This window comes from Paenibacillus silvestris (assembly GCF_009882985.1).
Taxonomy (GTDB): Bacteria; Bacillota; Bacilli; order Paenibacillales; family NBRC-103111; genus Paenibacillus_E; species Paenibacillus_E silvestris.
Genome location: NZ_WTUZ01000010.1, coordinates 505,187 through 517,707 on the forward strand (window position 1 = coordinate 505,187; position 12,521 = coordinate 517,707).

Sequence of the window (12,521 nt, forward strand, 5' to 3'; positions counted from 1 at the left end):
TGCTATTTCGTTATCTTTCTTCGCAGGCAGGCAAATTATGCTTGGAACCTTTTCATAATAATCGTTGCATTGTGACCGCCAAAACCAAAGGAATTGGACATCGCAATATCAACTGTTGCTTGTCGTGCATGGTTTGGTACATAATCCAGATCACATTCTGGATCTTGGTTTACCAGATTAATCGTAGGCGCAATCAAACTGTTAGCGATTGTCAGACCACAGATTACGGCTTCAACGCCTCCGGCAGCCCCAAGCAGATGTCCTGTCATCGATTTCGTTGAACTAACCGCTACTTTGTAGGCATGATCGCCGAACGCTTTTTTGATCGCTGTTGTTTCTGACTTATCACCAACTGGTGTTGATGTTCCGTGTGCATTAATGTAATTGATCTCGTCTGGTGCAATGCCAGCATCCTTGATCGCTTTCACCATACAACGTGCTGCTCCATCCGGATCCGGATCTGTCATGTGATAAGCATCACCGCTCATCCCATAGCCGATTACTTCCGCATAAATGCGCGCCCCGCGCTGCTCAGCATGTTCGAGGGATTCCAGAATCAAGACGCCTGATCCTTCGCCCATAACGAAACCGTCACGATCCGTATCAAACGGACGGCTTGCCAAATGCGGCTCATCATTACGAGTAGACATCGCGCGCAGCGCACAGAAACCAGCCACACCAATCGGCGTAATTGTCGCCTCTGCTCCTCCGCAGATCATTACGTCCGCGTCGCCGCGTTGAATCATTTTAAAGGAATCACCAATGGAATGCGTTCCTGTCGCACAAGCTGTAACCGCTGTGGAGTTCGGTCCTTTAGCCCCTGTAACCATCGAGATGTGGCCAGAAGCCATATTCGCGATCATCATTGGGATAAAGAACGGAGATACACGTTTTGGACCTTTTTCCAAAAGTATTCTATGCTGCTCTTCCCAAGTGTTCAAACCACCGATTCCAGAGCCTACAGAAACTCCAACGCGTTCAGGATCCGTATCTTCCTTCAGATTCAAGTTTGCGTCCTTCAGAGCGTTTAGAGCGCCCGCAACGGCGAACTGTACGAAACGGTCCATCCGACGGGATTCTTTACGATCTACATAATCCTCAATTTTAAAATCTTTCACTTCCGCTGCAATGCGTGTTGGGTATTCGCTTACATCAAAATTCTCAATCAAGCTGACACCGGACTTACCGGACGTCAAATTGCCCCAAAACGTATCCAAATCTTGACCAAGGGCAGTAACTACGCCCATACCTGTAATTACAACTCTTTTCATCTGTACCACCTTCTATAGTAGTGAATCTTCATTTTTTAATGGGTGAGAATGGAGAGAAGTCCCGTCTTGATTAGAAACGGGACTCTGTAGACTATTACGTATGAGATTTTATGTAATTCGTAACTTCTCCTACTGTCGTAATCTTCTCAGCATCTTCATCTGAAATTTCTAAATCGAACTCATCTTCTAATTCCATTACTAATTCTACTACATCGAGAGAATCAGCACCAAGATCTTCTTTGAAAGATGCTTCGAGGGTGACTTCAGCTTCATCAACCCCTAGACGATCGACTACAATTCGTTTAACACGATCCAATACGTCGGACATCCGGTTCACCTCCTCTTTGGTATTATACGAGAATCTTAGTCAGATTGCCAGTAGGCAATTTGGAGATTCTCTTTTTGGTGAATCTTACATGTACATGCCGCCATCCACATGAAGTGTTTGGCCTGTCATGTAGGATGCATCATCGGACGCAAGGAAACGAACAACCTTCGCGATTTCCTCAGGTTGACCAAGGCGTTCCAACGGAATTTGCTTTAACATTTGCTCGCGCATCTCGGCCGACAATTTGTCAGTCATATCGGTTTCGATGAAACCAGGCGCCACCGCGTTCACGGTAATGCCCCGAGTGGAAAGCTCCCTCGCCGTAGCCTTGGTTAAACCAATAACGCCGGCTTTGGCTGCTACATAGTTGGCCTGACCCGGATTTCCGAGCACACCAACTACAGAAGATATATTAATTATTCGACCGAATCGTTGCTTCATCATAGGACGTGTAACAGCTTTAACACAGTTAAATACACCCTTTAGATTCGTAGCAATGACTTGATCAAATTCTTCTTCCTTCATTCGCATGATTAGATTGTCTCTTGTGATACCTGCATTATTCACAAGAATATCAATCTTACCAAACTTTTCAATGGTTTGCTTAACTAATTCTTCAGACTCCTGATAACTGCTTACGTCTGCACGAAGTTTAATGGCTTTGCGCCCCATTGCTTCAATCGCTGCTACTACTTCTCCAGCAGCGGCTTCACTTCCTGCATAATTCACAGCAACATCTGCCCCATGCTCAGCCAAATGCAAGGCAATCGCTCGGCCGATTCCTCGGGATGCCCCGGTTACCAGTGCTACTTTACCTGTTAGCATGCTCTTGCACCTCCAGTAAATACTTCGCCAATGCCTCTTGGCCGCCAATTGAAACGGTTTTGACCGTTTTATCGACCTTTTTGATCAGACCGGCAAGCACCGTTCCTGATCCCAACTCAATAAACGTATCTACACCTTCGCTGATCAAGTAAGCAATCGTATCCTCCCATAATACAGGGGAGTACACCTGCTCGACAAGTAAACCGCGAATATCGGCTGGAGACGTAACAGGACGTGCCGTAACATTGGCAACTACAGGTACAGCTGCCTCACTCATCTCGATGGCAGCAAGCACCTCAGCGAGACGCTCTGAAGCCGGCTTCATGAGTGAAGAGTGGAAAGGTCCGCTCACTTCGAGCGGTATGGCCCGCTTCGCGCCAGCTTCCTTGCAGCGTTCAACAACCGCTTGCACGCCTTCTTTACTGCCCGAGACGACGATCTGTCCCGGGCAGTTCACATTGGCGAGCTCGACGACAGTGCCGCCGCTTGTGATGGCCTTGCACAGCTCCGCAAGCGCTTCGCGCTCGGCTCCAAGCACGGCCGCCATTGCGCCCAGGCCGCCAGGGACGGCCTGTTCCATGAACTCACCGCGGGCCCGCACCGTGCGGACCGCGTCTTCAAAAGCGAGCACGCCGGCTGCGACGAGCGCGCTGTATTCACCGAGACTATGTCCAGCGACATAGTCTGGCGTAATGCCCGCAGCCTTAAATGCTTCCAAACAAGCAAGGCTTGTTGTCAGCAGAGCAGGCTGCGTGTGGTAGGTGATCTTCAGCTGGTCCTCTGGACCTTGGAAGATCAGATCAGACAAAGCAAAGCCCAGCGCTTCATCTGCGCGGTCAAAATAAGCTTGAGCAGCCGGATGATTCGTGTATAAATCATGACCCATCCCAACTGACTGTGAGCCTTGGCCAGGAAAAACAAAAGCAATTTTACCCATACGAGAATAGGATCCCCTTTGGCAATAGATTTTAAATAATATAGATGAATTAGATCTATGAAATGGGTTGGACTACCAAACGAGCGCGGTTGCGCCCCAAGTTAGACCTCCGCCAAAACCAACAAGCACGAGACGGTCGCCTTCCGTTAATCGGCCTTGTTCTGCTGCTTCTGCAAGCGCTACAGGAATGGAGGCTGCCGACATATTTCCGTATTTATCAAGATTAATCATACATTTATCTGCAGTCATTTCTAGTCGGTTTAAAGAAGCTTGAATAATTCGCATGTTTGCTTGATGCGGGACTAGTAAATCGATATCCGATTTGTCCCAACCTGCTTTTTGCAGAACTTCATCTGCTGCGTTCCCCATAATCCGCACAGCGAATTTGAAAACTTCAGCGCCAGCCATGTAGATGTAATGCATACGTTGATCGATCGATGTTTGCGAAGCAGGATTGCGTGATCCCCCGCCCTCAATTTTCAGCAGTGGTCCGCCTGTACCGTCAGCACCAAGTTCAAAAGACTTAAAGCCTCTCTCTTCAGGCACTTCGCCGATCACAACAGCTCCTGCACCGTCGCCGAACAGAATGCACGTATTGCGATCTGTATAATCTGTTATCTTGGATAAGCAATCTGCGCCAATTACTAAGGCGTATTTATAAGTTCCTGTTGCTATGAAATTGGAAGCATTAGCTAGTCCATATACGAAGCCCGAGCAAGCTGCAGATAAATCAAATGCCGCTGCCCTTTTGGCGCCTAGCTTCTCTTGAAGGATGCAAGCCGTTGATGGGAATGACATATCCGGTGTAATAGTGGAAACGATAATTAAATCAAGTTGGTCCGCAGTAATGCCAGCGTTGGCCAGAGCGATCAAAGAAGCCTCATAACAAAGATCGGACGTTGCTTGTCCTTCCGCTGCAATCCTTCTTTCACGGATGCCGGTTCTTGTTACGATCCATTCATCGTTCGTCTCAACCATCGTTTCCAATTCTTGATTCGTTAATATACGATCAGGTACATATTTACCTGTACCAAGTACCCCAACTGGTATTAGGTTCATGTTGTTGTATCTCTCTTCCCATGGCTTATTTCGGCAGATATCGTGCCAACCAAATCATTTTGCAAAGCTATTCTAGCTTGGCGAACTGCATTTTTAATGGCATTTGCATCAGAGGAACCATGACTCTTCAGGACTAATCCATCAATCCCCAAGAATGGTGCTGCCCCGTGCTCATTATAGTCCAATTTTTTACGAAATTGAGTTAGGCCCGGCTTCAGAACAGCTGCTGCGAGCTTTGTAAATATTGTTTTTGTAAATTCCTGTTTCAGTGCCGAAAAGATGGCGGACGCAGCGCCCTCGATCGATTTCAGCATAATATTCCCCGCAAAACCGTCGCATACGATAACATCGCATTTGGCGCGCAGGACTTGAGAAGATTCGACATTGCCCACAAAATGAATAGGCCCATTCTCCATTAAAGGATATGCCGTTTTGGTTAATTCATTCCCTTTGGCAGCCTCGGTTCCTACATTGAGAAGGCCTACTCGCGGCTTAGCAATACCATGCACTTTGGAGCGGTAAATACTGCCCATGATGGCATACTGCAGCAATTGCTCCGGTGTAGCATCCATATTCGCACCCAAATCTAAGGCAAGCACACCATTGCCATCCATTGTCGGGATCATCGGCGCCAGAGCGGGACGCTCAATGCCTGGGATTCTCCCAACCACGAGCAAGCCTGTCGTCATCAACGCTCCTGTGTTCCCAGCGGATATCATAGCTTCCGCTTCTTTCTCACGTACTAGTTTACCTGCCACAACCATGGACGCGTCTTTTTTGCGCCGCACGGCTTTCACAGGCTCATCTTCCGCTTCAATAACTTCCTCCGTGTGACGGATACTTATATTTGCCGGCCTCTCCGTGAGGTGGGCTTCAATTGCGGCGCTGTTACCGACCAAAATGATATGTACATCCTTCCACTCTTTGGCCGCTGCCAGCGCACCCTCCACTACAATCTTCGGGGCATTGTCGCCGCCCATGGCATCAATCGCGATCCGCATGCAGCTTATCCTCCCTCTCTAGATGTTGCTCTTTCTTCGAATGAAAGATCACGAAATTACCTCGGAACACAGCCTCATCGCCAACGTAGGAAGACACCTCAACTCTTGCTTTCCCTTTGGAAACAGAACGCACATAGGCTTTGGCGATACATTTCTCTCCTAGCTTTACAGAACGTATAAACCGGATATCTGCTGAGGCTGTCAAGGCGATCGGATCGTCGATAACGGCAACGGCGAGGGAGTTTGCTTGTGAGAATATATGATGTCCTCTTGCAATCTTGGTTCTTGAGAAAACATGATCTTCTTTAATTTCAAAAATCGAAATACCGCTTTTGTCCAGCTGTAAATCGATCACTTCACCAATGACTTCATCAATGGACAGTGAACGCACTTGATCGTACGTTTTGACAGCCATGTGCTTCATGCGTTCCCGCAGCTCAGGAATACCTAGTTCCAATCGGTCTAACCGGACGGTTTGGATGCTAACCTGAAACGTTCGCATCAGTTCCTCGTCAGTCATAAAAGGATTTGCTTCAATTGCTTGAAGCAATTGCTGCTGCCTTTGTCGTTTAGGAAGGCGTTCGATGGCTAGCACCACCTTATCTCGTGAGATCTCATCTTATTACCAGATACTAAACTGTAGTATATTAAATTTAGAACCAAAAAGAAAGCAAAAAAAATAGCACCTCACACTAGGATGAAGTACTATGCTTATTCTTATGCTTTTACGATATCTCTACCTTTGTAAGTTCCGCAAGACTTGCACACGTGGTGAGCCAGCTTCAGTTCTCCACATTGTTCACATTTCACCATGCCTGGAACTTCCAATTTAAAGTGAGTACGGCGCTTGTCGCGACGAGTTTTGGACGTTCTCCTTTGAGGTACTGCCATATTCAAAACACCTCCTTCATCGAATTTCGGGCGTTGCCTTATTCTTTGTTAAAAAAGTCCGCGAGACCTGCAAGCCTAGGATCAATTTTCTCCTGCTTACAGCCGCAATCTGTCAGATTGCGATTTTCTCCACACACGGGACAGAGACCTTTGCACGCTTCGTCACAAAGTGGTATGTACGGTATACCGACCACTACATTTTCTACAACGTACGGCTCTAAATCGACTTTATCTCCAACTACCAAATGAATATCCTCGTCAAGTTCCGGGTCTTCTTCCTCTGGCTTTTGCATGAAGACTTCCTCAAAAGGAAGTTCGATTGTTTGATTAGTGTGCGTTAAGCATCGTGAACAGCTTAACTCCAAGTCTAGCGTTAACGTTCCGTTAACTTTTACTACTCCATCTTCATGCGATGCAAGAAGATCGACACGTACTGGACCATGACCAAGAACATCTTGACGCCCTTCAAAAGGAGTCGTCAAATCCATCACTTCTGTCATATGGACCGGTTGTCCTTTAAGAGAAAGCTCTCTAAAACGAATCTGCATCTTTTTCACCCCAAACAAACAAAGATTATTATATCCAGTTTTATTGCCTCTTGTCAATTATAAATCTATTTGTATTCATTCCTGAGAGCTTACTTGGGAGGCAGCGCCGCTAGATATTTAAGGGCATCATCCATCGTACCGATCTCAACAATTTTCATTTTTGTCTTAATTTGTTTTGCTCTTTGCACGGCATCTGAATAATTCGTGACTTTGGTTCCATCTTTGTACGTCACATCTTTGGGAGCAAAGAAAAAGTCCGCCTTCTCTTTATCCGCGGCAATGATCTTATGTTGAATGCCTCCAATTGGGCCTACAGTGCCATCTGTTTCTATGGTCCCTGTTCCTGCAATGCGATAGCCTTTTGTGATATCCTCTGGAACTAGTTGATTAAAAATCTCTAACGAGAACATCAAACCAGCCGAAGGCCCCCCGATTTCTCCAGCCTTAATGGAGACCTGCTGATCTTCTTGATCTGATTTAACTGACTGCATATCAGCCGGAACGACGCCAATGCCAGCACGAGGTTCACCCGTTTCGCCTTCCTGGAGAGGAAGCGCTCCTAACGCCAATGACGCCTGCTGTTCCACCTTATTCCTAGCATATGTAATGGTGATGGATTCCCCGGCTTTCTTCCCTTTCAGCGCATCAAGTAAATCCTGAGCCACTTTCACGTCTTTCTCCCCAGCCTTCAAAAGCACATCGCCGGGTTTGAGCACCTTTTCTCCCGATAAGCCTGGCAAGGTCTGCAGCACCATAACGCCCTCGTGATTGATGTGAAAAGGAACTTTCGCATGCGTGTACGCTGCTTGAATGGCACTCGCTTGGGAGGTTAACATGACATATTCTTGACGCTGTGTATACTCTTGCTCGGACTCACCTTTGCGTAAAACGCTCGTTTTGGGCTGAATTTCTTCATAAGGATGTACAAGACCAATTAAATAATTAACCATATTGGCATCTGCCACACGTACTGTCGTGAGCATCAACGTTCCTTTTTCCGAATCAGAGCCTCTGGGTATTGTCACCATCGGTTTAATTTCTTCCGCTGTTCCCGGCATGAAAATAAAAAATGGTAAACGCACAAAGAACAACAAGTAAATAATCACAATTCCGACAAGCGCTGAGACTAAATAACGTCTCGTGGACGATCTTCTCGGATATCGATAGGAATCATTAGACCACGTTTGAATTCGATTCTCATCTTCGTTTTCCATGCAGGTTCCCCTTCCTGATGCCTACTACAAGTAATGACTCTCTTCCACCTGACAAGAATGAAAGCTTGGTCTAAACCTCTGTCTTTTCGCGTACAAATGAAGCATGTTAAAGGATGAGGTGAAACCATGCAGCCTTCAAAAGTAAGCTACACTCCCAAACTGACGACGCTGGTACTGGGTTCTCTGGCTGCCCTTGTAGTTGTGTCTATCATACTTTTCCCTGACAAAGCGTTTCAATCTTCGCTTGAGGGACTTACGATCTGGTGGAAACTTGTCTTTCCGGCACTGCTGCCTTTTCTCATTATGGTCGAGCTGTTGATTGGCTTTGGTGTCATTCAAGGGACAGGCGTTCTGCTTGACCCACTAATGAGAGTGATATTCCGGTTGCCCGGAGTGAGTGGTTGGGCTTTAGCATCAGGCCTCATTGTAGGATTTCCTAGCGGAGCCAAAATTACTGCCACCCTCAGCGAAAAAAAACTCATCTCGCGAGATGAGACGGAACGTTTAACAGCGCTATCTCACCTGTGCAGCCCTTTGTTCTTAATTATGGTTGTGGGGATCGGCTTTCTGCACAGTGCGAAGCTTGGTCTTGTACTTGCGATCGTCCATTACGCTTCTTCCATCACCACAGGTTTCTTGATGCGATTGTCTAAAGTATCTCAACAGCCTTCTGATGATCTACTGAATTCTGATCGTAAGTCGTCATCAGGTTCCATCTGGAAACTAGCCCTCTCGACCATGCGACAAGCCTATCTGCACGATGGCCGTGCTTTCGGCAAGCTCCTAGGCGATGCAGTGCTTTCCTCTGTCCAAACGTTAATGCTGATCGGCGGATATATGATGATCTTTTCCGTATTGATTAATGTTGTTACCATTACCCATCTTACAGAGGCCATTAAACCGCTGATTTCCTTCTTATTACGCTTTGTGAATGTCCACACAGATACCTCACCACAATGGATTACGGGATTGATGGAGATTCATCTTGGAGCCTATTCCTGGAGCCAAGTCCAAGGTGTTTCCTTACTTCCACAAATGGCCCTTATCAGCGCATTCCTTGGCTGGGGAGGTTTGTCAGCTCATGCACAGGTTGCTAGTTTTCACCAAAAAACAGAGGCACGGTACCGTTTTTTCTTCCAGTCCCGTATCTTGCACGCCATCCTCGCCTTTGTAGGTACCATCCTACTCTGGAAACCTGTACAGTTCCTTCTAATAAATACAGAACTAGATACAGAACCAAGCTTTCTCTGGTTGGATCAAACATCAAACACGAACACACTATTCGCATCTCAGCTGAACGGCGGCTCGATATGGGCTTTATGGGGCATTACACTTTTTCAATTCCTTCTTCTGATCATCGCCATGCTAATCCTATCTGCCTTTGTAAGTACATTTCGAAAAAGAGCACAATAGATAGCGGTTTAAGCTCTTGGGAATTTATTTTGAAGCGCTTCTTCCACTTCGGGTGGAACTAAATCTACAACAGGCCCATGGAACCGGGCAATTTCTTTGACGATGCTGGAGCTCAAGTAGGAATATTGGGGCTTCGAGGTCATAAAGAAAGTCTCCACATCCGAATTAAGCTTGTGATTCGTTGAAGCCATTTGAAGCTCGTATTCAAAATCAGAAACAGCCCGAAGACCGCGCACAATCAGACGCACATTGCGGTGCTTCATATAGTTCACCATTAAGTCTCTGAACCCATCCACCTCTACATTCGGCAGATCCTTCGTTACTCTGCGGATTAGATCCATTCTTTCTTCCAACGTGAACAGAGGGTTTTTGGATGTGTTATTCAGTACGGCAACAATGAGCTTATCAAACACCTTCGCTGCTCTATGTATAATATCAAGGTGGCCGTATGTCACCGGGTCAAAACTTCCCGGATATACAGCTACAGTAATGCCGTGTTCTTGTTTCATCATGCTGTCATCTCCTCTCAAAAGCCTATTCATTCCCTACAGATTGCTTGTAAATTGTAACAGCGGTGTCTCCATAGTCCGCTCTTCTTTGTTGCTTAAATCCGCCAATGACGTCGTCTAGAACATCCTTCGAGTCATGCTCCACGACAATCGTGGTGTTCGCTTCAACGATAGCTTGTACTTCCATAGTGTTGATCAGATCCACGATTACTTTCATTTTATATGGCGGGTCTAGAAAAACCAATTGGAACTGCTGCTCCCTTTTTGCTAACGCCTTCAGTGCCCGAGTCGCATCTGTCCGGTAAATCTCGGCTTGATCTTTGAGACCGGCCACTTGGAGATTGTGCTGGATCGTATCGATACTCTTCTTCTCGATATCAATGAAGACCGCTTTATCCATCCCGCGGCTCAGCGCCTCGATACCTAGCCCGCCCGTGCCTGCGAACAAATCGAGTACCTGTCCTCCATCGAAATAAGGACCGATCATACTGAAGATCGCTTCTTTCACTTTATCCGTTGTTGGCCGTGTGCTGGTACCGGGTACCGCCTTTAACGACCTGCCTTTGGCAGTGCCTGAAATCACTCTCATCTTGCGCTTTTCCCCTTCTGACTGGTTCATTCTGTTGCTATCGTACCACAAGCCCTATTCTGACACAAAAATTTTGTGCCTGCCATGTATAAATTTCCTGTAAAACGGTCATCCTTGAACTATCGACATCAGAGAATGTCGTAGACAACCGCGGAGAAGACTTACGTTTCCCCATAAGCTCTTCGTCCGGTTTCTCCTCTCCCATGAGACGGCCTGTAAAAGGGCCGTCGTATTAATTTATAGGACAGTTTTCTGAAACCCTTATGTAATAAGGGTTTTTATTGTGTATAACAGTATGAAGAATCCATATAGTGCAGAGAGTATTTTTGACACTTGGTGACCAAATTTATTTCATTTCGTCTATTGTTGATGACTTTCTTTGAGCAGTTAAAATTTTTCTTCATTAATAAGCAATTCAGCTATTATTTTCATCACCTCACGGCCTCCATGTTTTTCCTACTCACCAACAATTTTATGTATCGATAGCTGAACAAAAATTCATCTGATTTCAGAATTTTTTCAAATTTTTATCCTGCACCCGGGTCAATGTTTCCTCCAGGCGAAGAAGATTATCGATCATCCTAATATCAGATTCCTCAACTTTCGTCGTAACCAGCTTATCAATTGGAACAACTACACTTTTGGTTAGGCCGCTCTTTACATCATGAACGGTTTGAACATCCTTTACAGTAATTCTCTCCTGCAGAACCTTCCTCTGCTTCTCAAATAACATGTTACCCTCAATCAATGCAAGTTCATGTTTGAGTAGCAGTTCTTATCTTCGTTCGTATTTTCATCTTTCAATTGCGAACACTCCCGTCATCCGTTAAAAGGAAAAAGAGATCGTATGTTCGCATATCCATGGCCACGGCAAACATAATCTCACCGGGAGTGTTTCGGTGTGTGAGAATGGCGTTTGTGCGTCCTTCTTTTTATAGGTCTATTAGTTCTGCGCAACAAACAAGGATATCAGCCCTATACCTCAGCATCCCGGTAAGATTAAGGATTACTTTTTTTATGAAGCGATCAATGAAAAAAACGGTCTCTATTCGCATCTATTTCGCGATAAGACCGTTTTTGTTTTTTAGATATTGGTTTAAATTGCAAAAGTCATTAAGATAATAACCAAAAGAATAAAAAGAACCAAAACAGCTGCTGCATTGTTACCATAACCTGCACAACTACCACCATAACCTACTGCGCCCATGTATACTCATTCCCTTCTGGTGATTTGTCACTACGGTATAAGATATGTTCGTTAACTAGTGAGTGATTGGACGAATGTACCAAATTGATTGTTTGGATAGCCAGCATCCGTAATAAAGAATTCGGAAGGTCAGTGACGGCAGCTATGTTTATGCTTGTGAATTTGTACCACTGGATACCCGATCTGCATTTTTCAAAATAGCTGAACAATTAAGTCGAACAGTGTTCGACTCATTCAGTACCGGGTTAAATACCTTTTTATAACACCTAGAAATAATATCCACAAATTCCTGCTATGTGCCCACGCATTATCTTTAAACTTGAATCTTATATATTGAGCACCCAGCAGCTTACTCATGTCATGTGTCACCTTCAATTACCATAAAAAAAGTCACCCTGAGATTAAAATTAAGGGTGACTTTTTTTATAATAAGAACAATTAGAAAAAACTGCCCGTATTTTACTTTGCGGCAGTTTCTCTCATTGTTCTTTGTGCCCCACAGTAGTAGCCTCCCAAAAGGCTGCGCTTTTTTTATTCAACTTCCAAATTTTAGAAGTACAAGATACAACTTCTTCTATTAAAACCCTAATCGTCGTCTAAAACCCTAAATTGTACCCTTATTAGAGGTGATGAAGAAATTTATTCATCCACTTCACTTCCGAAATATAAGAGAGGCAGTCTGACTCACACAACTAATCGCTGCTGCTACTCCCGCTTCCGCTATCACTG

Annotated in this window: 15 protein-coding genes; 1 reads left to right on the top strand and 14 read right to left on the bottom strand. The window is 45.5% G+C overall.

The window, feature by feature from the left end; all coding sequences use genetic code 11:
* Positions 1-35: 35 nt before the first annotated feature.
* The 10 genes from fabF to GQF01_RS05775 all read right to left on the bottom strand — a co-directional run bounded on the left by fabF (position 36) and on the right by GQF01_RS05775 (position 8,074).
* Positions 36-1,271, bottom strand: a complete 1,236-nt coding sequence (gene fabF, locus GQF01_RS05730; protein ID WP_161405875.1) for a beta-ketoacyl-ACP synthase II — start codon at positions 1,269-1,271, stop codon at positions 36-38.
* 94 nt (positions 1,272-1,365) lie between these two features.
* A complete protein-coding gene (acpP, locus tag GQF01_RS05735) occupies positions 1,366-1,599 on the bottom strand; it encodes an acyl carrier protein (protein ID WP_028558238.1) in 234 nt (77 codons plus the stop codon).
* An 84-nt stretch (positions 1,600-1,683) separates the two neighbouring features.
* Entirely contained in the window at positions 1,684-2,424 is a 741-nt protein-coding gene (fabG, locus tag GQF01_RS05740) for a 3-oxoacyl-[acyl-carrier-protein] reductase (RefSeq protein WP_145656571.1), read from the bottom strand.
* Positions 2,411-3,361, bottom strand: coding sequence for an ACP S-malonyltransferase (fabD, locus tag GQF01_RS05745; RefSeq protein WP_161405876.1), 951 nt, complete (start codon positions 3,359-3,361; stop codon positions 2,411-2,413). Before fabD ends, fabG begins: the two co-directional genes overlap by 14 nt.
* A gap of 72 nt (positions 3,362-3,433) precedes the next feature.
* Entirely contained in the window at positions 3,434-4,420 is a 987-nt protein-coding gene (locus GQF01_RS05750; RefSeq protein WP_161405877.1) for a beta-ketoacyl-ACP synthase III, read from the bottom strand.
* Entirely contained in the window at positions 4,417-5,421 is a 1,005-nt protein-coding gene (gene plsX / locus GQF01_RS05755; RefSeq protein ID WP_161405878.1) for a phosphate acyltransferase PlsX, read from the bottom strand. Before plsX ends, GQF01_RS05750 begins: the two co-directional genes overlap by 4 nt.
* Positions 5,405-6,019, bottom strand: a complete 615-nt coding sequence (fapR, locus tag GQF01_RS05760) for a transcription factor FapR (protein WP_186456240.1) — start codon at positions 6,017-6,019, stop codon at positions 5,405-5,407. The genes plsX and fapR overlap by 17 nt, the downstream gene beginning before the upstream one ends.
* Before the next feature lie 119 nt (positions 6,020-6,138).
* On the bottom strand, positions 6,139-6,312 hold the full coding sequence (gene rpmF, locus GQF01_RS05765) for a 50S ribosomal protein L32 (protein ID WP_145656583.1): 174 nt from the start codon (positions 6,310-6,312) through the stop codon (positions 6,139-6,141).
* Between the two features lie 38 nt (positions 6,313-6,350).
* Positions 6,351-6,917 carry a YceD family protein gene (locus GQF01_RS05770; protein ID WP_235959007.1) on the bottom strand — a complete coding sequence of 189 codons (567 nt, stop codon included), beginning with the start codon at positions 6,915-6,917 and terminating at the stop codon, positions 6,351-6,353.
* A 32-nt stretch (positions 6,918-6,949) separates the two neighbouring features.
* On the bottom strand, positions 6,950-8,074 hold the full coding sequence (locus GQF01_RS05775; RefSeq protein WP_161405880.1) for a SepM family pheromone-processing serine protease: 1,125 nt from the start codon (positions 8,072-8,074) through the stop codon (positions 6,950-6,952).
* Between the two features lie 126 nt (positions 8,075-8,200).
* Here GQF01_RS05775 and GQF01_RS05780 point away from each other — a divergent pair, with 126 nt between their 5' ends.
* Positions 8,201-9,487: a nucleoside recognition domain-containing protein gene (locus tag GQF01_RS05780; RefSeq protein ID WP_161405881.1), complete on the top strand. Its 1,287-nt coding sequence runs from the start codon at positions 8,201-8,203 to the stop codon at positions 9,485-9,487.
* A gap of 8 nt (positions 9,488-9,495) precedes the next feature.
* On the opposite strand, the gene coaD is transcribed toward GQF01_RS05780, so the two are convergent.
* The 4 genes from coaD to GQF01_RS05800 all read right to left on the bottom strand — a co-directional run bounded on the left by coaD (position 9,496) and on the right by GQF01_RS05800 (position 11,792).
* Entirely contained in the window at positions 9,496-9,999 is a 504-nt protein-coding gene (gene coaD / locus GQF01_RS05785) for a pantetheine-phosphate adenylyltransferase (RefSeq protein WP_161405882.1), read from the bottom strand.
* Positions 10,000-10,021: 22 nt separating this feature from the next.
* Positions 10,022-10,585, bottom strand: coding sequence for a 16S rRNA (guanine(966)-N(2))-methyltransferase RsmD (gene rsmD, locus GQF01_RS05790; RefSeq protein ID WP_161405883.1), 564 nt, complete (start codon positions 10,583-10,585; stop codon positions 10,022-10,024).
* A 508-nt stretch (positions 10,586-11,093) separates the two neighbouring features.
* The gene (locus tag GQF01_RS05795; protein WP_161405884.1) at positions 11,094-11,318 is read right to left on the bottom strand and encodes a hypothetical protein; all 225 of its coding nucleotides are present in this window, start codon (positions 11,316-11,318) and stop codon (positions 11,094-11,096) included.
* A 363-nt stretch (positions 11,319-11,681) separates the two neighbouring features.
* Positions 11,682-11,792 carry a hypothetical protein gene (locus GQF01_RS05800; RefSeq protein WP_161405885.1) on the bottom strand — a complete coding sequence of 37 codons (111 nt, stop codon included), beginning with the start codon at positions 11,790-11,792 and terminating at the stop codon, positions 11,682-11,684.
* Between the last annotated feature and the right edge of the window lie 729 nt (positions 11,793-12,521).